16 protein-coding genes are annotated in these 21,538 nt (G+C 50.2%); 8 read left to right on the top strand and 8 right to left on the bottom strand.

What is annotated here, in order from left to right; all coding sequences use genetic code 11:
• The first annotated feature begins 3 nt into the window (after positions 1 to 3).
• Positions 4 to 993: a LacI family DNA-binding transcriptional regulator gene (locus J0X00_RS06335; protein ID WP_282477702.1), complete on the top strand. Its 990-nt coding sequence runs from the start codon at positions 4 to 6 to the stop codon at positions 991 to 993.
• A 234-nt stretch (positions 994 to 1,227) separates the two neighbouring features.
• Positions 1,228 to 2,859, top strand: a complete 1,632-nt coding sequence (locus J0X00_RS06330) for a glycoside hydrolase family 32 protein (RefSeq protein WP_282477701.1) — start codon at positions 1,228 to 1,230, stop codon at positions 2,857 to 2,859.
• Positions 2,860 to 3,076: 217 nt separating this feature from the next.
• Here J0X00_RS06330 and J0X00_RS06325 read toward each other — a convergent pair whose 3' ends face one another.
• Together J0X00_RS06325 and J0X00_RS06320 are read right to left on the bottom strand one after the other, a co-directional pair.
• Positions 3,077 to 4,465, bottom strand: coding sequence for a carbohydrate porin (locus tag J0X00_RS06325; protein ID WP_282477700.1), 1,389 nt, complete (start codon positions 4,463 to 4,465; stop codon positions 3,077 to 3,079).
• A 344-nt stretch (positions 4,466 to 4,809) separates the two neighbouring features.
• Entirely contained in the window at positions 4,810 to 5,733 is a 924-nt protein-coding gene (locus J0X00_RS06320) for an aminoimidazole riboside kinase (protein ID WP_136483123.1), read from the bottom strand.
• 251 nt (positions 5,734 to 5,984) lie between these two features.
• Here J0X00_RS06320 and J0X00_RS06315 point away from each other — a divergent pair, with 251 nt between their 5' ends.
• From J0X00_RS06315 to oppF, 6 genes are all read left to right on the top strand, one after another.
• Positions 5,985 to 6,368 carry a DMT family protein gene (locus tag J0X00_RS06315; protein WP_282477699.1) on the top strand — a complete coding sequence of 128 codons (384 nt, stop codon included), beginning with the start codon at positions 5,985 to 5,987 and terminating at the stop codon, positions 6,366 to 6,368.
• A gap of 830 nt (positions 6,369 to 7,198) precedes the next feature.
• Positions 7,199 to 8,830: an ABC transporter substrate-binding protein gene (locus tag J0X00_RS06310; protein WP_136483127.1), complete on the top strand. Its 1,632-nt coding sequence runs from the start codon at positions 7,199 to 7,201 to the stop codon at positions 8,828 to 8,830.
• A 99-nt stretch (positions 8,831 to 8,929) separates the two neighbouring features.
• Positions 8,930 to 9,850, top strand: coding sequence for an oligopeptide ABC transporter permease OppB (gene oppB / locus J0X00_RS06305; RefSeq protein ID WP_218562939.1), 921 nt, complete (start codon positions 8,930 to 8,932; stop codon positions 9,848 to 9,850).
• A 15-nt stretch (positions 9,851 to 9,865) separates the two neighbouring features.
• Positions 9,866 to 10,768, top strand: coding sequence for an oligopeptide ABC transporter permease OppC (oppC, locus tag J0X00_RS06300; RefSeq protein ID WP_136483131.1), 903 nt, complete (start codon positions 9,866 to 9,868; stop codon positions 10,766 to 10,768).
• A 24-nt stretch (positions 10,769 to 10,792) separates the two neighbouring features.
• Positions 10,793 to 11,764 (top strand): ABC transporter ATP-binding protein, encoded by a 972-nt coding sequence (locus J0X00_RS06295; RefSeq protein WP_168796943.1) that lies wholly within the window; start codon positions 10,793 to 10,795, stop codon positions 11,762 to 11,764.
• Positions 11,761 to 12,753: a murein tripeptide/oligopeptide ABC transporter ATP binding protein OppF gene (gene oppF / locus J0X00_RS06290; protein WP_168796937.1), complete on the top strand. Its 993-nt coding sequence runs from the start codon at positions 11,761 to 11,763 to the stop codon at positions 12,751 to 12,753. Before J0X00_RS06295 ends, oppF begins: the two co-directional genes overlap by 4 nt.
• Positions 12,754 to 12,847: 94 nt before the next feature.
• On the opposite strand, the gene J0X00_RS06285 is transcribed toward oppF, so the two are convergent.
• The 6 genes from J0X00_RS06285 to J0X00_RS06260 form a co-directional block, all read right to left on the bottom strand.
• Positions 12,848 to 14,962 (bottom strand): type I secretion system permease/ATPase, encoded by a 2,115-nt coding sequence (locus J0X00_RS06285; protein WP_282477698.1) that lies wholly within the window; start codon positions 14,960 to 14,962, stop codon positions 12,848 to 12,850.
• Positions 14,963 to 14,973: 11 nt separating this feature from the next.
• Complete coding sequence (locus tag J0X00_RS06280) at positions 14,974 to 16,884, bottom strand: EAL domain-containing protein (RefSeq protein ID WP_282477697.1); 1,911 nt, start codon at positions 16,882 to 16,884, stop codon at positions 14,974 to 14,976.
• Positions 16,885 to 16,889: 5 nt separating this feature from the next.
• The gene (locus tag J0X00_RS06275; RefSeq protein WP_136483141.1) at positions 16,890 to 17,552 is read right to left on the bottom strand and encodes a transglutaminase-like cysteine peptidase; all 663 of its coding nucleotides are present in this window, start codon (positions 17,550 to 17,552) and stop codon (positions 16,890 to 16,892) included.
• A 126-nt stretch (positions 17,553 to 17,678) separates the two neighbouring features.
• On the bottom strand, positions 17,679 to 19,070 hold the full coding sequence (locus tag J0X00_RS06270; RefSeq protein WP_282477696.1) for an HlyD family type I secretion periplasmic adaptor subunit: 1,392 nt from the start codon (positions 19,068 to 19,070) through the stop codon (positions 17,679 to 17,681).
• 263 nt (positions 19,071 to 19,333) lie between these two features.
• A complete protein-coding gene (locus J0X00_RS06265; protein ID WP_282477695.1) occupies positions 19,334 to 19,963 on the bottom strand; it encodes an OmpA family protein in 630 nt (209 codons plus the stop codon).
• A gap of 1 nt (position 19,964) precedes the next feature.
• Positions 19,965 to 21,278, bottom strand: coding sequence for a TolC family outer membrane protein (locus J0X00_RS06260; RefSeq protein WP_282477694.1), 1,314 nt, complete (start codon positions 21,276 to 21,278; stop codon positions 19,965 to 19,967).
• Between the last annotated feature and the right edge of the window lie 260 nt (positions 21,279 to 21,538).

Below are 21,538 nucleotides of genomic sequence, written 5' to 3'. Positions count from 1 at the left end.
GGCATGGCAAGTTTGCACGATGTGGCCAGGTTGGCCGGGGTGTCAAAATCGACGGTCTCGCGCGTCATTAATGATGAATACGGGGTCAAAGAGTCGACTAAAGTGAAAGTGCTTCAGGCGGTGTCCGAGTGCGGCTACGTCGTCAATCAGGTGGCTAAAGATCTTAAATCACAGAAGACCAATCTGATTGGTGTGATTGTGCCACGGGTGTCTTCCCATGCCACCGCACAGGGTGTGGATGGCCTGACCAAGATACTGGAACAAAATGGTAAGCATGTCCTGCTGGCCAACACTCATCAGATGCATGCCAAAGAGCTGGAATACATCCGCATCTTCAATCAAAAACGGGTCGAGGGCATTATTTTTTATGCGACCCACCTCGACATGCCGCTGATTAAAGAGATTCAGAACTCTGCAGTGCCGGTCGTGCTGGTCGGGCAAGATGGTTCTCTGCACGATATTCCCAGCGTGGTTCATGACGATACCCGGGTTGGCTTTGAAGCGGGCAACCGTCTGGTAGCGGCAGGCTGCCAGCGTGTTGGCTTTATCGGCGTACAGAGTGATGATATCGCGGTCGATGTGCAGCGCGGTCAGGGGCTAGAGCAGGCGCTGACGATGCATAACCAGTCGTTGGTTTGTCATCTGCGTGGTGACTTTTCGATTGAGTCCGGTCATCGGCTGGCACAGCAAGCGATGCGCGACTATCCGCAACTCGATGGCTTGTTCTGTGCGACAGACCGTCTGGCAGTAGGGGCGGTAAAAGCGCTGCAGGCGGCCGGTATTCAGGTTGGTAAGCAGGTGAAAGTGCTGGGCGTCGGGAATGATGAACTGGCGTTTGTCAGTAATCCCGGGTTATCAACCTTCAATTATGCGTTTGATAAAGCAGGTGAAAATGCCGCTAAAATGCTGCTGGACCGGATTGCCGGTCAAGGACAGGAAATGAGTAAAGTGGTGCTGACATTTCAGAACATTGTCCGTGAAACCTGTGTGTGACGATCCTGCTCTGATCATCGTTGCCGACCATTCTCACATAACATCTGTTCTCACATAACATTTGTGTTTCACAACCGCCTGAATGTTCGGCTTCGGCCGCCTATCAGGCGGAGTTTGTGTGTCCGGCTTCACACACATCTGCATAACCTTGCTATAAAAATTGGAAACACTTGCCTGACAGTGGTTAGTTGTATATTTTGAGAACGTTCCCGAAATTAGCTATTAGGTCAGTTTATGTCGTTACAGAGACTTATCGAACTCGCGGGCGGGCTCGATAACATTCAACGGATTTTGGCGCCGGACGGGCGCATAGTCGTTGCGGTATCCGATCGCCACGCTGTCTGTTCACTACCAGATGAGGTCACGGCGGAGTCCGTACTCGGAGAGTGGCAACTGAGTATAAAACGTGATAATACCATTCAGGATGAGGATCTGGCCTTGGTCGGCCGCTCTATTGCCGCCAGGCAGCAGATTAAAGCCGCGCAGTATCGTGTCGCCCGGCCATCTCACTATCGCCCGCAGTGGCATATTTCTCCGCCGCAAGGCTTGCTCAACGATCCCAATGGTTTTATCTACCATGATGGGGCTTACCACCTGTTCTATCAATGGTATCCATATTCCTGTGAGCACAAAGACAAATACTGGGTTCATCTCACAAGTGATGATTTGATTAGCTGGCACTGGCAGTCTGTGGCCTTAACCCCGTCCGACTGGTTTGACAGCCACGGGGTCTTTTCCGGCCATGCAGTCAGTCATGGCGATGATTTAATGCTGTTTTATACCGGCAATACTCGTTTGGGGCCTGATCGTCAGCGCCAGACTATGCAGTGTTCGGCCCGTATGAACGCAGACGGGCAGTTTGAAAAATTAGGACCGCTGATTCGAGAGTTGCCGCCGGGGGTGACCGAACATATCCGTGACCCGAAAGTGGCGTTTCATCAAGGGCGCTGGCATATGTTGCTGGGTGCTCAGACCGAATCTCTGCAGGGACGACTTGCCGTTTATCATTCTGATGATCTGCTTAACTGGCAGTTTGATAAGCTATATGGTGATGAGCTTTCTCCTTACGGTTATATGTGGGAGTGCCCGGACTGGTTTGAGCTTAGCAATGAATGGTTTGTGGTGTTTGGCCCGCAAGGCATTGAATCTGAAAACCTGCATCACAATATTGTGCACCAAAACCGTATCTTCCGCGTTAATCAGGATGAGCAGGGCGGCTTTGATTTTATCGAAGGCTGGGCCCTGGACGAAGGGTTTGATTTTTATGCGCCGCAAAGTGTACAAACCCCGGACGGGCGCCGTGTGATGTGCGGCTGGATGGGATTACCGGATGAGTTAGATCAACCGAGTTGTGATCATGGTTGGCTGCACCAGTTAACCTCGATGCGTGAATTACGCTGGCTTAACGGGCGGGTGCTGCAACAGCCGGCGGCTGAACTGGATTTACTGCGTGGTGAAACCCGTCAGGTCAACTTGAATGATAAGCCGCTTGACCTGAGTACCAAGAGTTTCGAGCTGGTGGTCACGCTGGCGTGGGGCAGCGAACTGCACCTGATGCATGACGATAAACATAAAGTGGTACTGACGCTGGATAAACAGCAGGGTGTGCTGCGTTTTGATCGCTCCCAAACCTTGATCCGCCAGGGCGATACAATCCGTGAACTGGTGTTGAACAGTGAGTCGGTAACATTGCAGATTCTGGCCGACAGCTCATCGCTGGAAATTTTTATTAATGGTGGTGAGCAGGTAATGACCGGACGTGTATTCACTCCTGAGCATGCAACCCGGATCTCTCTGCAAGGTGCCGCTGTCAGTGGCAGAGTGACTCTTCTTCATTCTGCTCACGCGCCGTTTGTTGACGCATAAGAGGTTATGAGCAGCCAAGCCATCCCGTCGGGATGGCTTTTTTTGTTTCTATGCTGGCTGTTTTCTGGTTTGCTGTTTTGCAAGGCAAGGCAAGGCAAGGCAAGGCAAGGCAAGGCAAGGCAAGCTGTGAGTGCCGGGGTCAGGAGCACTGACAGAAAAAAGCCCGGCTTGCGCCGGGCTGAATGGGGGATTACTTTTTTGAGACCAGGTATTAAAATCAGAACCAGGTTTCCATTTGCAGTGCGAATACGGTTTCACCGCCGTTACCCATGGTGCTGGCGTCGCTTGCCAGGCTGACTGCGTAGTCATCCAGTTCGCTGCTCCAGTCAACGTAGCTGACTGCAAAGCGAATTTCCGGGCGGTCAAAGAAGCCGGCGGATGTCGCCAGTTTAAAAGTGGGTGCCAGTGTCGCTTTGTAGAAACTGCCCTTGGCTTTTTCAACGCTGTTGTCCATATCCATGTACTGATAGGTGCCTTCGTAAACCATCTCAAAGTTCTCGGTCAGCTCTTGCGCGAAACGAACGTTGGCGGTTGCCCAGATAAACTCGTCGTTGTTTTTAATGCGATCCTGGCTGTATTCAGCCATCAGCGCTGGTGCGATGCGCCAGTTGTCGGCAAATTGGGTGACACCGTAGCTGAACAAACGAACCGCTTTGGCATCATCATTCAAATCGCCGTTTGAACCTATACCTTTTAGTTCAGCACCTAATCCCTGACCCAACACAATACCGGTCTTGGAGAAACCGTCTTGTATGCCATAGAAGCTGTCGCCATGATACGCGAACAGAGCATGGATACCGTTTTCAGCGCGCTGAGTCGGGGACGCTGCTTCACTGGCGCGATCTCGGTTATCAGCCGATTTCATGCCACTTAACATCACCTGAAAAGGACCAATATGGTTATTCATGGTCGCCACATAGTTTTCGATGTCCGTGCTTGAGCTGTCAATGTCACCAAAGTCGCGGCCGTAAAGCGAGAAATTGGCTTTCCAGCTGTCACTCATCTGCACATCATAAATCCCTGCGCCGCTTCCGGACAGGAATACAATATCTGAATCAAGGAAGTGGATGTCAAAATTATCGCGGTCAAAGCGTTTTCCCGCCCAGAGTGTTGCATTAGCAAAGGCACCGCTGAACGAGGGCAGCGAGCTCAGCTCAGCATACACCTGGCGTACGTTAAGCTGGCTGTCATCCGCGGTCCATTCATTGTTGGTTTCGACTCCGTCGGCCAGCATGATCTTAAATCGTGCTTTTGAACCATCGTCCATCACCCGGTTATGAATCAGATTCGCTTCGAGGTAATTGTCATCTTCCAGTCCGAGACGGCCAACCGGTGCGCCCAGCGCGCCTGCGGCGGTCATGTAAGGACCGGTGCCGACCGCACCGTTAAAGTTGTCATTGATTAACAGTCCGGCACGGGCATAACCGTGAAATTCGAACGATGACGCTTTCTGTTCCGCCTGCTGGGCGGTTTGCTCGGTCTGGGTCAGACGTGATTCCAGTTCGTTAATCCGGGCTTCCAGAGTTGCTAAATCACTCTGTGCGAATACAGAAGTAGTCGGTAGCAGGGCAAGCGAGATAGCGATCGTCAGGGCTTTTGTCTTCATTGTTATTGTCTCCACAAATGGATGAAAAATAGGGGATTGCTGCAAACGTTCCCGTTAATTCATGACACAGTGTGGGTTGTTTTAATTTTTTGGTCTCATCGATTCAGCAAAGTGCGTTTCACGCTACGCTCTCTGAATCTGAAGACTTAATTTGATTAGCAATATACCTAACATTTCGGGAACGATCCCTGAAAATAAACTGATAATTCTACTCAACGCACGATCTACGGTGATTTTGTGATCCAGATATGGGGAAGTTGATGCATAGACAGCATAAATAAATAGGGAGAAATAAGAAGAAAGGCGAGCGTCAAGCTCGCCTGGCAGGATACGAGTAAGCAGGCTTACGACTGCAGGAATACCATTAATGCCTGTTGATTGGGTAAAGCGGTCATCGCCCCTTTTTCAGTGGTCGCCAGAGCGCCACAACCATTAGCCGATTGCACCGCCTCATGGATAGAAGGCTCGGTTTGCCATTGTTCATGTTGTGCCAGTGTGGCCAGTAACCCGCCGACAAACGCATCACCGGCCCCTGTGGTATCGACCGGTTTTACTGCTTTGCCGCTGAGCAGTTGTTGCCCCTCTGCGGTCACTACCAGCGCGCCTTTCGCGCCCTGTGTAATCACGGTCAGTGGCAGGTCGTAACTGCGCAGGGCTTGCAGACCATCCTCGATAGACGCTGTGCGTGTCAGTTGCATAAGTTCTTGTTCGGAGAATTTGGCGACATCGGCCAGCGCGACCGCCTGCATGACCACGTTAATGAGTTCACTCGGATCGTTCCATACTTCCTCACGTAGGTTAGGATCGAAGCTGATAAATCCACCGGCTTGTTTCATTTTCTTCATCGCCGCCAGAGTTGAGCTGCGGCTCGGTTCGTTAGCAAGCGCGATAGAGCATACGTGTAACCATTCTCCTGCCCGAAAATCAGGAATATCCTCAGTTTGCAGGAACTGGTCTGCGCTTGGCTTCACCATAAAAGTAAAGCTGCGTTCACCGTCATCATCCAGATCAACAACGACCGTAGAGGTGCGATGTAAAGGGTCAAAGTGAAGGTGGTCAATATTGACCCCTTCACTTTGAAGTGTCTGTGCCAGAAATTGTCCGAAGGGATCTTTACCCACCCGGCCAAAAAAGGCGGTGTTACCACCGAGTCGGGCGATAGCGACAGCCACGTTGGCTGGCGCGCCGCCCGGACACTTGAGGTAATGTTGCTCGCCGTCCGGAATCAAATCAATCACTGCGTCTCCGGTGACCCATACTCTGTTCATAGTCAATCTCCTGTAAATTTGCTTCAGTTTAATCCAAGCCCGATTGATGAAAAGTGGTTGGCGGGATGGTTTGTTAGTGCAGGATAAAATCTGTGATCAACAAGAAAGATAAAGCTTCTATCAGGAGCAATTGGCTTGATTTGTTGGTATCGTTCCCGACATTTTGCTTTTGTATTTCGCTTGCTGAGATTGACGGCAGTCAGACGCAGGCGCAAACTGCGCTGGTTTTCCATTTATTAGCGGAGTTAATCATGTTTGGTCTTCCACCGATTGTGCCCACCATCGGGCTGCTTGTCATCAGTAACGTATTCATGACTTTTGCCTGGTATGCCCATCTGCGTGAGTTGGAACATAAACCCTGGATTGTGGCCGCGCTGCTCAGTTGGGGGATTGCTTTGTTTGAATATATGTTTCAGGTGCCGGCAAACCGTATTGGCTACACCGTACTTAATCTTGGTCAACTGAAGATCCTGCAGGAAGTGATTACGCTGAGCGTGTTTGTGCCTTTTGCGCTGATTTATATGAAAGAGCCGTTTCGGATGGACTTTATCTGGGCGGGCTTATGTCTACTGGGGGCGGTGTTCTTTATATTCCGGCCACAAATCATCGAAGTGGTCGCGCGTGCTCTGGCTTAGAGCTGGCTTTGTGTTACTAAACTTAAACCACTTTTCAGCCGGTTTATTCTCCTTACTCTCTCTATTGGTGTTGGTTTCCGTCTCCCTCTGGGCCTGATAACCGCGTGCCTGCTGGCACGTGGTTATGTATCACGCACGCTGTGTCGTTAACTCTCCCTGTTTATAGACTGATAGGCTCGCCACTTAGGGTGTGTCATTCTATTTATTGTACAAAATGATGCTTTATAACGGATTATTTTGGACTAGGGTTAATAGTTAGAGGCGAAATTTAATGCTCCGTATTCGCTCACGTTCAACCTGGCTGTATATCACGCATCATGCGGTAATTAGCGTTATGATACCGCTTTCATTTTGTAACTGATACGCAAACGTTTCCTAAAAAGTGCGTTGTGGATCACAATGGTGCAACAGGTGACTCTGTTCACAATTTCTGTCATCTGATGAGTGGATCATCACTTTCAATTAGACGTAATGTGAGGCGGATGTTAAATTTTCCGCCGAATTTCTAGCATAAGATGCTGAAAAAGTAATCTTGGTTAGTATATGTGGCATTTACGGTTGGCTCTAAGTCCTTATTTGTACTGAAATTCTGCGTTACTGACGATCAATTAAGTCATTTCACTGATTTATTGATTCTGCGCAGTGCATAGTTTTTGTTAAAGACTATTTTTAGGCAAGTTAGTTTGATGGTCGCCGTTCTACGCCGCTTTCTTTGTATGGGTTAGGTTTTGTGTTTGGTTTTTTGCGTTAAACACCCTAATTATGGCAGTCAGATGCCTCATGCCCCACAAGGAAGTCATGGATGCAAAATGAAAACTTGGAGTTTATGCATGTATAAAAATAAAATCACTCAGGCCCTGCTTCTGGGGGCTGGCCTTGCAGTGGCAAGTGCTTCTTTCTCATCTCTCGCCGCGAATGTTCCCGCTGGTACTAAACTCGCTGACAAACAGGAATTTGTCCGTGGTAACGGTACTGAAGTCGCTTCTATCGATCCGCATAAAACGGAAGGGGTGCCAGAGTCACACGTGATTCGTGACCTTCTGGAAGGCCTGGTAAACCAGGATGCGAACGGTAAGACGGTTCCGGGTGTCGCAGAAAGCTGGGAAACGACAGACAACAAAACTTTTATTTTCCACCTGCGTAAAGATGCGAAATGGTCAAACGGTGATCCGGTTACCGCTGACGACTTCGTGTACAGCTTTAAGCGTGCGGTTGATCCTGCAACGGCTTCTCCATACTCGTGGTATATTGAAATGACCACTATGGTGAACGCGGCAGATATTATCGCCGGGAAAAAAGATAAAGAGACACTGGGTGTGAAAGCGCTGGATGCGAACACCCTAGAAGTGAATCTGGAAACATCGGTTCCATATTTTGTAAAAATGATGGGCCACACCACAGTGAAACCTGTTCACCGTGCAACGGTTGAGAAGTGGGGCGATCAGTGGACCAAACCTGAACACTTCGTTGGTAACGGCGCTTATGTGGTTGATAAGTGGACGGTAAACGAACGTTTAGTGCTCAAGCGTAACCCATACTATTGGGATAACGCACACACCGTTATCGATCAGGTCACCTACCTGCCAATCGAAAACCAGGTAGCGGAAATGAACCGCTTCCTGTCGGGTGAAATTCAGATGACGTATGAACTGCCGCTTGAGCACTTCAAACGTCTGAAGAAAGAGTACCCGGAATCGGTGAACGTGAAAGGTAACCTGTGTACTTACTACTACGGCTTCAACAACCAGAAAGCGCCGTTTGATGATGTGCGCGTGCGCAAGGCGCTATCGTACGCTATCGACCGTGACATTGTCGCCAATGCGATTCTGGGTCAGGGTCAGAAGCCTGCTTACTTCATGACGCCGGAAATCACCGCTGATTTCAATCCAGAGATGCCAGCTTACGGCAAAATGACTCAGAAAGAGCGTATTGCTGAAGCGAAAAAACTACTGGCAGAGGCCGGCTTTGATAAGTCTCACCCACTGGAATTCACCCTGCTGTACAACACCTCTGAAAACCACAAGAAAATCGCAACCGCGATTCAGTCAATGTGGAAACAGGCGCTGGGTGTGAACATCACTTTGGAAAACCAAGAGTGGAAAACCTTCCTGGATACCCGCCGTGAAGGTAACTATGACGTGACTCGTGCTGGTTGGTGTGGTGATTATAACGAAGCATCCAGCTTCCTGTCGCTGATGCAGTCCAACAACAGCTCCAACGACCAGAAATATCACAGCGCAGAGTACGACGCCGTGATGGAAAAAGCGTTGAATGCGAAGACCGATGAAGAGCGTGAAGCACTGTACGTTGAGGCAGAAAAACTGCTGGCGCGTGATATGCCAATCGCCCCTATCTATCAGTATGTAACTTCCCGTCTGGTGTCGCCACAACTTGGTGGTTACCCGGTTAATAACGCGGAAGACAAGATCTACACTAAAGATCTCTACATCAAAGCTCAGTAAATCCTGAGCATTAAAACTATAAATATATAGACACTGTATGTGCCCTGCACATACAGCGTCTTTTCGTTTTCTATTGTCACAGACTGAAAGAGTGAGTTTATGATTAAATTCATAGCAAAAAGGATATTTGAAGCAATCCCAACCTTGTTGGTATTGATCACGATATCATTCTTTCTGATGCGTTTTGCACCAGGTAACCCATTTTCTTCTGAGCGTCCGTTACCGCCGGAAGTGATGGCCAACATCAATGCGAAATATGGCCTGGATAAACCAGTATCCGAGCAGTACTTCACCTATCTGACTAACATTTTGCAAGGCGATTTTGGTCCGTCATTCAAATACAAAGATTATTCGGTTAACGAACTAATCAGCGCGGCTTTGCCTGTTTCAGCTAAAGTGGGCTTTGCTGCTTTCATCTTCACTGTCATCATGGGGGTCGGAGTTGGCACCATTGCCGCGCTAAGGCAAAACACTTGGGTCGACTACACCATAATGTCGACCGCCATGCTCGGGGTGGTGATGCCATCCTTTGTGTTGGCACCGGTACTGATCTACATCTTCTCCATCAATCTCGGCTGGTTCCCGGCGGGGGGGTGGCAAGACGGATCGTTACAGTACATGGCGCTACCTGTCATTGGTATGTCCTTGTTGTATGTGGCCACGTTTGCCCGTATTACCCGTGGTTCGATGATCGAAACCCTCAACAGTAACTTTATCCGTACCGCTCGTGCGAAAGGTCTGAGCTATCGCTATATCGTGTTTAAGCACGCATTGAAACCGGCGCTGTTACCTGTGGTGTCCTACATGGGCCCAGCGTTTGTCGGCATCATTACCGGGTCGGTGGTGATTGAGACCATTTTTGGTCTGCCGGGGATTGGTAAACTGTTCGTCAATGCGGCGTTTAACCGTGACTATTCATTGGTGATGGGCGTAACGATTTTGATCGGTTTCCTTTTCATTCTCTTCAATGCGGTGGTGGATATTCTGCTTGCTTATATCGACCCTAAAATTCGCTACTAATCGGACACGGATATTATGTTGAGCAAAAAAGAAAATTTAGAAGCGATCGAAAAGTTCTCTGAGAACCTGGAAATTGAAGGTCGCAGTTTATGGCAGGATGCGCGCATTCGTTTTATGCGTAACAAAGCGGCGATGGTCAGCCTGTTTATCCTGACGTTAATCACCCTGGCGGTGATTTTTCTGCCGATGTTTTCGGCTTATACCTATGAAGATACTGACTGGTATGCCATGCACGCTGCGCCGAATGCCGAGCATTGGTTTGGTACCGATGCGCTGGGGCGTGATTTGTTGGTACGTACCCTGGTCGGTGGCCGAATTTCTCTGATGGTCGGTATTATGGGCGCGCTGGTGGCGGTACTGATTGGTACCCTGTATGGCGCCGCATCGGGCTTTATCGGTGGTCGTACCGACCGAATCATGATGCGCCTGCTGGAAATCCTGTACGCGATTCCGTTTATGTTCCTAGTGATTGTACTGGTGACTTTCTTTGGTCGTAACATCATTCTTATTTTTGTGGCGATTGGTGCCATTGCCTGGCTGGATATGGCGCGTATCGTACGTGGTCAGACGCTGAGCCTGCGCAGTAAAGAGTTTATTGAAGCGGCTCATGTGTGCGGTGTCAGCAAGTGGAAAATCATTACCCGCCATATCGTGCCTAACGTGCTGGGTATTGTCGCGGTGTATTCAACCCTGCTGATCCCGAGCATGATTCTGACCGAATCTTTCCTTTCTTTCCTTGGTCTGGGTGTTCAGGAACCAATGACCAGTTGGGGAGCATTGTTGCAAGAGGGTGCCAACACGATGGAAGTGGCGATCTGGCAACTGCTGTTCCCAGCGGCCTTTATGGTGATCACTCTGTTCTGTTTTAACTACGTGGGTGATGGTCTGCGCGATGCGCTGGATCCAAAAGACAGATAATCACACAAGATTAAGGAAGTAATGATGAGCTTATTAGATGTCAAAGATCTGCGCGTCGAATTCACCACTCAGGATGGGATTGTCACCGCAGTTAACGATTTAAACTTCTCGCTTAATCAGGGCGAGACTCTCGGTATCGTGGGCGAGTCCGGGTCGGGTAAGTCCCAGACCGTGTTTGCGATTATGGGTTTGCTGGCTAAAAACGGAATCATCTCCGGTAGCGCGAAATTTGAGGGTAAAGAAATCCTCAATCTGCCGGAAAAGGCACTCAACAAGGTGCGTGCCGAGCAGATCGCGATGATTTTCCAAGACCCGATGACGTCACTTAACCCGTATATGAAAGTCAGCGACCAACTGATGGAAGTGCTGATGTTGCACAAGGGCATGGGGAAAGCACAAGCATTCGAAGAGTCAGTGCGTATGCTGGAAGCGGTCAAAATCCCGGAAGCACGGAAGCGGATTACCATGTATCCGCATGAATTTTCGGGCGGTATGCGTCAGCGTGTGATGATTGCGATGGCACTGTTGTGCCGTCCGAAACTGCTGATCGCCGATGAGCCGACCACGGCACTGGACGTGACCGTCCAGGCTCAGATCATGGACTTGCTCAACGAGCTCAAACGTGAGTTTAACACTGCGATCATCATGATTACCCACGATTTGGGGGTGGTGGCCGGCTCGTGTGACAAAGTGCTGGTGATGTACGCCGGTCGTACCATGGAATACGGCAGCGTGAACGAAATTTTCTACAATCCAAGCCATCCGTATGCGGAAGGTTTGCTGAAAGCGATTCCGCGTCTGGATACCGAAGGCGATATTCTGCCGACGATTCCGGGTAACCCGCCAAACTTACTGCGTCTGCCGGTTGGCTGTCCTTATCAGGAACGCTGTCACCGTGTGATGGACCGTTGTAAGCGTGAAGCACCGATTCTGACGCCGTTTGGTGATGGTCGTCAGCGGGCTTGTTTTTCTGACTGGGAGGCGTGGACAAAATGAGCGCAGATAAAGCATTACTGTTAGACGTAAAAGATCTTAAGGTTCATTTCAGCATTGCCGCTAAGTCGGCCTGGCCATGGACCAAACCATCGACACTGAAAGCTGTGGACGGCGTCAATGTACGCCTCTATCAGGGTGAAACTCTGGGCGTGGTAGGTGAATCCGGCTGTGGTAAGTCGACCTTTGCCCGTGCCATTATTGGATTGGTGCAGGCTACCGAAGGTGAAGTGGTGTGGCTCGGTCAGGACCTGACCCGGATGCAGGAAGTCAAACGCCGTGAAACGCGTAAAGAAATTCAAATGATTTTCCAGGATCCGCTAGCGTCTCTTAACCCGCGAATGACGGTTGGTGACATTATTGCTGAGCCGCTGCAGACCTTTTATCCGCAACTGTCCAAGCAGGAAGTCAAAGACCGGGTTAAAGAGATGATGGCCAAAGTGGGCCTGCTGCCGAACGTCATTAACCGCTATCCGCACGAGTTCTCCGGCGGCCAGTGTCAGCGTATCGGCATTGCCCGCGCTCTGATTCTGAAGCCGAAAATGATCATCTGTGATGAGCCGGTATCAGCACTGGACGTCTCGATTCAGGCCCAGGTGGTTAACCTGCTCAAAGAGCTGCAGAATGAACTGGGTCTGAGCCTGGTATTCATCGCGCACGACTTATCCGTGGTGAAGCACATTTCTGACCGTGTGCTGGTGATGTATCTGGGTAATGCGGTCGAGCTGGGGGAGTCGGATGCACTGTTTGCCAACCCGAAGCACCCATACACCAAGGCCCTGATGTCAGCGGTACCGATTCCGGATCCGAATCTGGAGCGCAGTAAAACCATTCAGATGCTGGAAGGGGATTTGCCGTCTCCGATTAATCCGCCATCGGGTTGTGTATTCCGTACTCGTTGTCCGCAGGCAACGGCGGAATGTGCTAAGACCAAGCCCCAAATCAAAGGGAGTGACGTCCACTCCGTCTCTTGTTTACACGTTGAGGTGTAAATTCAGCCTGTGACAGGCTTAAGCGCGGTGCCTTTATGGACCGCGCTTTTTTTATCTCTGTCGATTGTTGTTAGTTTGTCTCTGGCCGGTCAGTTTAGTTCGCAGCCCGCACTTTACCGTGGCGTAAGTCGGTCAGTACCATCTCTTTCGGACCATCTGCGATGATGGAACCTTTTTCCATCACAATCACCCGGTCCACCACATCCAGCATGGTGGTTTTATGGGTAATCAGTACTAAGGTTTCGCTCGGGGTTAACTGACTGAGCTGGTGCTTGATCTGCATCTCGGAGCGGTTATCCATCGCACTGGTCGGTTCATCCATCAACAACACAGGCGGACGTCCCAGCATGGCTCTGGCAATCGAAACGGCCTGGCGCTGACCGCCGGAAAGCAGTAAGCCGCCTTCACCCACCTGGCGTTCAAGGCCCGCCGGATCTTGCTGAGTAAACACGGTGACGCCAGCCCGGTTCGCTGCGTCCATGACATCACGGTCGTCAGCCAGTGGCCGCCCCAGAGTGATATTGTCGCGAATGGTACCGTAGAAGAGTAAGCTCTCTTGCGGTACACAACCGATATTACGGCGGATATCGATATGATGTAGCTGGGCGATGTCTGTGTCATCAATACGAACGTGTCCTTCGGTGGGTTGATACAGCCCCATTATGAGTCGCTCAAGCGTGGTTTTACCGGAACCGATTCGGCCGATAATCGCCACTTTTTCGCCCGGGTTAATGGTCAGGCTGAGATCGCGAATCGAAGCAATCGGTGAGTCCGGATAATGGAAGGTCACTTTATCGAGTTCAATTTTGCCCTGAATCATCGGACGGTGAATGTAGCGTTTACCGGCCTCTTGCTCGTCAGGCATCGCCATCACTTGTTCAATGATGGTGAGCGATGATTTTGCCTGGTTATAACGGGTTGAAAGCAGAGACAACTGGACCAGAGGGCCAATCGCTCGTCCGCTCAGCATGGTCGCGGCAATCAGTCCGCCCATGGTCAGGTCGCCCGCTGCAATCAGATAAACACCTAGGATAATCATGCCAACGTTAGTCGACTGCTGCACAAAGCCCGCGGTGTTCTGAATTCCGTCGGTGATACGGCGACTCTTGATGTTCCAGTTTGCCATGTGGGCGACGGCTTCTTCCCAGCGGTATTGATACTGGCTTTGCGCACCGAACAGCTTAAGCGTCTCGAGACCGGCCAGGCTCTCAATCAGGTTGGCGTATTTTTGCGATGCCAGTCTGGAACCCTCTTCGATTGCACGGCGTAACGGCGCCTGAATCAGCAGTGAGTACACCACCAGGATCACTACGCCAACAATCGGCACCAGCACCAGTGAACCGGCCATCAGCCAAATCAACAGTAAAAACATCAGTGCGAACGGCAAATCGATCAGAGAAGCGATAGTGGCAGAGGTGAAAAACTCACGAATCGACTCAAACTCCTGCAAGTGGCGCGCGAAAGCACCGACCGATGGCGGACGTGACTCCATGCGGATCCCCATGACCTTGGCAAACAGCTTGGAGGAAATCAGGATATCGGATTTTTTGCCTGCCACATCAATGAAGTAGTTCCGCAGCAGTTTGAGCACTAAATCAAACAGGAAGATGACCAGCACACCACTGGCCAGTACCCACAGAGTTTCGAACGCCAGATTGGGGACCACTTTGTCGTACACCAGACGGGTAAACATCGGTGCTGCGATGGCAAACAGGTTAATCAGGATCGAAGCGATCAGCACATCGCGATAGATGCGCTTTGACTGCCAGATCGTACCCCAGAACCAGTGACCATGGCGGGTTTTCAGTACTTCCGGAGAGCGCTCATCAAAACGGAACTGCTTTTTGACCATAAAGTAACGGCCAATATAACGCTCTTTAAGTTCATCAAGCGGATAGGCGATCGGCACCATACCCGATTCGGCGGTCACCACTTCCGCTTCCTGCTTTTCCTCGTTAATACTGTTGAGTACGCACGCCTCGCCACTTTTTAGCAGCACAATGACCGGGAATACCAGTTGTGGAATTTCATGCAGTGCGGAGCGGTTCTCTTTCGCAACCAGACCGGCACGTTCCGCGGCGCGCGGAAATAAAAATGGTGTCAGCTTGCCATCTGACATTGGCAAACCGTTGATCAAAGCCTCGGGAGAATTGGCGAGGCCGTAATAGCGGCTGACGTAAATCAGAGAGTTCAGCAGCGTGTCTTGCATTGCGCTCATCCTTATTTATCGACAATAAAACCCTGGAACACATCGACGAAATGCTCGGCGAGCAGATCGAGCTGATCCTGGGTCTCGACGCGGGATGCGATAGTGGTGATATCCAAATCGTGAGCGGTACGCGAAATGGACGTCAGAGTAAATTTCTGATTCTCATCATCAAGGTGGTGAGTAAACAGATAATCGAGTTTGACGTAGTTTGGTCGAAACTCATTAATGTAATCCAGCGACTGGAAGTTACGGCCGTAGTTATCAACACCAAAATCAGCGCCCGCGCCGCGCAGAGCGTTACAGAATAAGGCAGTATGGTGCGGAGCATTAACAAAGCAGTTCTCCGGAATTTCAAACTGCAGTAATCCTGCCACGGCTTTGTGTCGGGTCAGTAACTGAGTGACCCAGCGAATAAAGCTTGGCTGCTCGATACTGCTTTGCGAAATGTTGATGGCAAGTTTATCGGTCACTTCACCGGACACCAGCTTATTAATCATAGACTGGAGTACGTATTGGTCGAACAGGTGAGTGGCGTGTAGCTGCTCCAGCGCGAACAGATATTGGTTGGCGCTGTAACGTACCCCGTCTTTTTCAATCGCAGAGAACACTTCGCGATGGAAAGTTTTACCGTGTGTATCCGTTGCCGCCTGGAAGCGGAAGGTGAACCAGTCATGGTGAATCGCTTCTTCAACCAGCGCTTTCCATTGCTGTTTACCCATTACCATCTGATTGCTTGAGCTGGAAATAAAGCCGTATTTCAGCTCCGGATTCGATTTGGCCGTGGCCATCGAGTTGTCGAGCAGGGAAAGCAGCTCGCGTGAGCTCTTCGCTTTTTCATTGAACACCACGCCGAGCGCCGCATCGGCAGCGGCCATACCGGTTGGATCCGGATTAATATCGTTCACGCAGTTCATGATGTTGTCAGCGGCCTGGCGCAGTTCTTCCTCTTCCATATTGGGCAGGATGAGCGCAAATTCTTCGGCAGAGATACGGGCAATGGTGATGTTGGGGGCAGTCATCGATGCTTTGAGGTGAGTGGCGAGTTCACGCACCATGTTATCGCCGGCTTCGTAGCCTTTCTCTTCATACAAATCTTTGATGAACTGAACCTGCAGCATAGCCACGCCACCAACCGCGTTTTCTGTCAGCCAGCCGTTCAACTGGTTCATGTAGTAAGAGCGGTTGCCCAGTTGTGAAACCGGATCCATGTAAGCGCGCTCGCGCAATTGCTGTGCTTCCTGAGCCTGGGCTTTAAAATGCTTTTCAACCTGTGCCGACATGTTATTGATCCCTTGTACTACCGCGACCAGGTCTTGGGTGTCGGGTAGCGGCAACGGTTCGCCAAACTGGTTGTTGGCGATTTGCTTCATCTTGTTCACTATGGTTGTCAACGGTTTAAGGGCATGATGAACGATGTAGGCAATCGAGAGCATACCGATCACAACGATGGCGCCGAATGCGATCGAGAGGCGAATCAGCGCGTGCCATAGCTGAGCATAGGCTTCACCCGGATGACTGACGATTTCGACCTCTGCCAGTTGCATCCAGCCGCTGGTCACAACACGGCGGTCATGGATAGGCTGGAACAAATCCAGATCAGTAAACCATTGCGGAACCTGGCTTGGCTTAATCGGATAAGAGCGAACGATTTCACTGTGGTCATCGAGAAAGATAAGGCGCACGACCGAGTAGGTACTGCCGTCAAACAGAGCATTGATGACGGATTCGACCGCAACGCTGTCCTTCTTTTCCAGATAGGGCGCTAAAGCAAGACCCACGGTGTTAATCGTGTTGCTGACTTCAGAACGTTGCTGCTGTTCAAGGTTGTCGCGTGTGGTATTAAATTCGATGATGAATACGGAAATCATCAACAAAATCAGCACCATTATCATTCCGGCGACCAGTTGTTTGTATAGTGTCATTCTAGCTACTCATCGTAATTGACCAACGGTTTATTCAAATTCAGCGAACGCTCGCGTGAACGTAAATCATTCCAGAGGCTGAGCCGGGAAGCGTTACCTGCCAGCTCGCCATTTTTCGATTTCATCAACCACAGATGTTGACCGTTAAAGCTGTATATAGGTAGCAGGTCAGGGCGCGCGGAGGCCGGTTTTATCTGCGGATTAATGTTATCCAGAATCAAAGGTTGTGAGCTGGGTGTGGCGTAGTAGGCCAGTACCATGTGAAACTGATTCAGTTCAATGGCTTTGACGTACACCAGGCGCAGTTTGTTATCAGCAACACCAAGTTCCAGCAGCGAAAAATATTTGGCGATAGTGAAGTCCTCACAATCACCGGCATTACTGCCTAAAAATTCCAGTGGTGTCGCCCAGTAGTCATTTTTGCCCCACAATACATCGTCGTTGACAAAGTAGAGCTGATTGAAAAAACGGTTTACTTCGGTCAGTTGAGCGCGTTCTGATAATGATCGGTAACGCACCATCTCCTGCCGCCAGGTCTCAACCCGTTTACCCGCGCGTGGCCCGTAGGTTGCTGTCACTGCATCAACCCACTGTTGCTCTTTGGTACTGAGCGCGCCAGCTAGTGATGAAATCACCAGCGCCGCCAGTAAACATAGCCAGCGTTTCATCGCATACCTGTTGCTACGGTGTGACTAAAGGTCATCTCTCTTCCACTATCCTTTGCATCCGGTTGTATAAGTTTAGTTATACATCAATCAGCGCTTTTCATCACGGACCGGTTTATCTTTGCCGGATTACTCTCGCAGCGCATTGTCTTTGGCGCGCAAAATTGGCTTAAGTAAATAATCCAGTACGGTGCGTTTACCGGTGATGATATCCACCGACGCCGTCATGCCGGGAATGATTGGCAGCGTGTCATCCTGACCAAATGATGTTTGTGTGGTGCGTACCCGTACCAGATAAAAACTGTTGCCTTCTTCATCCTGCGTGGTATCGGCGCTGATGTGTTCAAGGGTGCCTTCCAGGCCGCCATATTTAGTGAAGTCATAGGCACTGAACTTTACAATCGCCGGCAGGTCAGGGCGCAGGAATGCGATATCCTGTGGCGCGATCTGTGCTTCGACCAGCAAGGTGTCTTCGGTCGGGACGATTTCAACAATATCCATACCCGGCTGGATAACACCACCGACAGTATTGACGTTGAGGGTCTTGATGGTGCCGGTGACCGGAGAGACGACAACGGTGCGGTTGACTCTGTCTTCCAGCCCTACGGTAGATTCAGTCATCGCCGACAGCTTATCCTGAGCTTCGTTGAGCGCATCTTGCTGCTGCGAACGGAACTTCTGTGCGGCATCGATACGGCTCAACATTGACTCACGAATACCTGAGCGTAATACCGGTATTTTCAGTTCACTGGAGGTGAGTTCGCGACGAGTGTCATTGACCTGCCGTTGCAGTTTTAACAGCTCAATCCGCGGGACCACGCCTTCATCCGCCAGGGGTTGGGTGATCTCCAGCTCTTTGTTAGCATATTCGTAACTTCGGCGTAGGTTGCGAACCCGGGCCTGAATTTCAATCAGATCCTGTTGTTTTTGTTTAACCTGCTGTGAAATCACAGACAGTTGGTTGCGCAGGTTATCAAGATCTTGCTGATACTGGTCGCGCTGACGCTCAACCAGTCTGGGCTGCAATTCAAGCAGTGAAGGAGGAAAAGCCAGCTTGTTGTAATCAATGCGTACACTGCTTTGCCAGTCCTGTTCCGCAAAATCTTCATTAATGATGACACTGGCGATGGACGCAGTCAGCTGCAATACGTTGGCTGTCAGGTTGGCCATTTGCTGCTCACGCTCACGATAGTCGGAACGAAAACGGGTGTCATCGATAAGTAATAGCTGCTGGCCTTTTTTGACCTGCTCGCCTTCACGGACCAGGATCTGTTTAACCAGGCCGCCTTCCAGGTTCTGAACCACCTGGATTTGCGAAGATGGCACGACTTTACCCTGACCGACAGTGACTTTATCGATCTCTGCCCATGAGGCCCAAACGATGGCCAGCAAAAAGAATACGACCATAACCCAAAGCATGATACGCGCGCTGCTGGGAGTATTAAGCAGCAGTGCGGCGGTTTGATCGTCGACAAAATCCAACTCATCACTAGAGAGCTGGTGATATTTATGCTGACTCATTGGACTATCCTGCGTTGATATTCCTCGGGCATTAACAGACTGAGGCCACAACGATCTAAAGGGGAAAGAATAACCCAATTGTGCCTGAGGTTTTGATAACTAGCGAGGCGGTTTGAAAAAAAATCATACATAGTCAGAAGAATGGGTTGCGGGAAACAGGGAGTCAAGTTGTTCGAACTTTCTAACCCGTTTACCTGTCACTCAATGGAGAAACGACCTGGGGAAACTCAGGTCGTTTTCGTTACGGTTTAATCGGTAAGCGATTAAGAATTAGGTAAAGCAGTGAACACAGTCCACTCTTTCAGCATTTCGTCTTTCAGACCGACGACGGTCGCCGTTACGCGACGGTTCTGGGCGTGACTGACCTGGTCATCGCCATCAGCAACCAGAACCGTATCACCAAAACCGATGACACGAATGCGGTTCGGCGTAACACCATAACGAATCAACTGCATACGGACGGCTGCTGAACGACGCTCAGAGAGTGTCTGGTTATACTTGGCACTGCCGACTTTGCTCGCATAACCTTGTAGCTCAATTGAGGCTTCCGGATAAAGCTGTAGAAACTCCGCCATCTGACGAATCTGATCATCAAAAAGAGGGGCAATGGCAGAGGAATCGCTAGCAAACAGGATATGAAGTTTTTGCTGTTCAGAGCTGTTGATTTGCTTGCCACAACCGTCATTGTCGACTTGCGCACCTTGTGGGGTTTGCGGACATTTGTCACGGGCGTTAATGACACCATCATTGTCGTCGTCGAGCAAATCGGCACCTTGTTCTGCAACAGGTGTTGCCATGTAATCGTAAACGTCCGAACTTTCTTCTTGAGCGGCGTAGGCAGAATGCGCCAATGTCATACTCAAAACAGCAATCATCACATTTCGAATTGTCATATTAGTAATCCACCTTTTCCAGCCACTCTTTCGGAACATCGACGCGCAGAGCCGCCAGCAGACCGCCGGTTGCGTTCAGAACGCGGTATTTTGCGTATTGCTCTGAGTACTTCGCATCCAGATAATCGCGGCGAGCTTCGAACAGCTCATTTTCACTATTCAGCAAGTCGAGCAGGGTGCGCTGGCCAATCTGGTACTGCTTGCGATACGCCACAACGGTCTTTGATGTTGCGTCGACATGGTCGGCTAGGAACTCTTTCTGCTGCAGGGTAATATCCAGTGCGTTCCAGGACAGGCGCAGACCCTCTTCCACGGTACGGAAAATATTGGCACGTAAGTCTTTAGCGCGATTAAGCTGATAGGCGGCACTTTTTGTGTTCGCACTGTCGGTACCACCGTTGTAGAGGTTGTAGCGTAAACGCAGCATGGCGGTGGTTTCTTGCTGATTGCCGCGGTCACCGCCTGCATCATCCATCCAGCTTTGTGACGCTTCAAAAGAGAGGGTCGGAAAGTTAGGTGCTTTAGATTGTTGATACTGGAAGCGTGCAGCGTCGACGTCTGTCTGAGCCACTTTAATCACCGGATGCGATTGCTGTGCCTGCTCAAGAGCCTGGTCAACAGAGGTCGGTAAAGCTTCACTGTCTGCTCTCGGGAAGACCAACGCTTGTGGCTCTTGTCCTACCAAACGGTGAAACTGTGCCTGAGCATCAAGCAGGTTGTTTTGCGCAGCCAGCAGGTTGCTTTGTGCACGCGCCAGACGTGCTTCCACTTGGGTTACATCCGCCGTTGAGCCGATACCCGAATCCGCACGACGTTTAATGTCGCGGTAAATTTCCTTGTGTGTCGTCAGATTACTTTCCGACAGTGCAAACACTTCATACGCCTGTGTCACATCCAGGTAGGTGTTCGCCACTTGCAGAGCCTTATCTGATGCATCGGCAAGTAACTGGTAGCGGTCCGCTTCTGCTTCTGCAGAGGTGCGGTCCATGTCGTTTAAGGTCGCTGAACCATCCCAGATAAGCTGGTTAAAAGTAAGAGTTAAGTCCTTACGGGTCAGGTCGGTGTCAGCGCTACCGCTTGATTCTGTCGGTCTGATCCCTTCGTAGCCGATGCCAGCATCCAAGTCGAGACTTGGCAGATAAGCCCCCGTAGCTGCACGTGAATCAGAAACACGAGCTTTAAACTGGTTAAAAGCGCTTTTTAACTCCGGATTGGTGGCAAGTGTCAGTGAAACTGCCTGCTCAAGTGTTTGAGCATATGCTGGACTGGACAGTGCAAGAGCACAGGCCAGAGCCTTTACGGAAAACCCTTTCAAAATCAAACTCCCATGTTGGGTTATTAACGATTGAAGCCAAAGCTTAATCCAGAATCGATCTTATTAATGAGACGCCGGGAAGGAGTGTCAATAAAGTGACTCAAAATTTCAGTTAGTTTTAAGCTTGTTGCATATACAAGAAATTATGCATTGATAACTCACTAATTAGAAATGGATTTTATCGGTTAAGTACCCGAATTAAAAGCAAAGTATCGAATATGATCCCGTTTGAATTTTGTGTTGTATCAGCTTTGAGAATA

Origin of the sequence: Vibrio sp. ABG19 (genome assembly GCF_029962385.1) — a bacterium.
Lineage (GTDB): Bacteria > Pseudomonadota > Gammaproteobacteria > Enterobacterales > Vibrionaceae > Vibrio > Vibrio ostreae.
Note: the sequence above shows the minus strand (reverse complement) of the source record. Positions and strands in the feature narration are given on the sequence as shown.

Coding starts and splice junctions, on each gene's coding strand:
- J0X00_RS06295 (WP_168796943.1), top strand. CDS start 10,793: ATGAGCTTATTAGATGTCAAAGATCTGCGCGTCGAATTCACCACTCAG.
- oppB (WP_218562939.1), top strand. CDS start 8,930: ATGATTAAATTCATAGCAAAAAGGATATTTGAAGCAATCCCAACCTTG.
- J0X00_RS06320 (WP_136483123.1), bottom strand. CDS start 5,733: ATGAACAGAGTATGGGTCACCGGAGACGCAGTGATTGATTTGATTCCG.
- oppC (WP_136483131.1), top strand. CDS start 9,866: ATGTTGAGCAAAAAAGAAAATTTAGAAGCGATCGAAAAGTTCTCTGAG.
- J0X00_RS06270 (WP_282477696.1), bottom strand. CDS start 19,070: ATGAGTCAGCATAAATATCACCAGCTCTCTAGTGATGAGTTGGATTTT.
- J0X00_RS06275 (WP_136483141.1), bottom strand. CDS start 17,552: ATGAAACGCTGGCTATGTTTACTGGCGGCGCTGGTGATTTCATCACTA.
- J0X00_RS06315 (WP_282477699.1), top strand. CDS start 5,985: ATGTTTGGTCTTCCACCGATTGTGCCCACCATCGGGCTGCTTGTCATC.
- J0X00_RS06285 (WP_282477698.1), bottom strand. CDS start 14,962: ATGCAAGACACGCTGCTGAACTCTCTGATTTACGTCAGCCGCTATTAC.
- J0X00_RS06265 (WP_282477695.1), bottom strand. CDS start 19,963: ATGACAATTCGAAATGTGATGATTGCTGTTTTGAGTATGACATTGGCG.
- J0X00_RS06280 (WP_282477697.1), bottom strand. CDS start 16,884: ATGACACTATACAAACAACTGGTCGCCGGAATGATAATGGTGCTGATT.
- J0X00_RS06330 (WP_282477701.1), top strand. CDS start 1,228: ATGTCGTTACAGAGACTTATCGAACTCGCGGGCGGGCTCGATAACATT.
- oppF (WP_168796937.1), top strand. CDS start 11,761: ATGAGCGCAGATAAAGCATTACTGTTAGACGTAAAAGATCTTAAGGTT.
- J0X00_RS06325 (WP_282477700.1), bottom strand. CDS start 4,465: ATGAAGACAAAAGCCCTGACGATCGCTATCTCGCTTGCCCTGCTACCG.
- J0X00_RS06335 (WP_282477702.1), top strand. CDS start 4: ATGGCAAGTTTGCACGATGTGGCCAGGTTGGCCGGGGTGTCAAAATCG.
- J0X00_RS06310 (WP_136483127.1), top strand. CDS start 7,199: ATGTATAAAAATAAAATCACTCAGGCCCTGCTTCTGGGGGCTGGCCTT.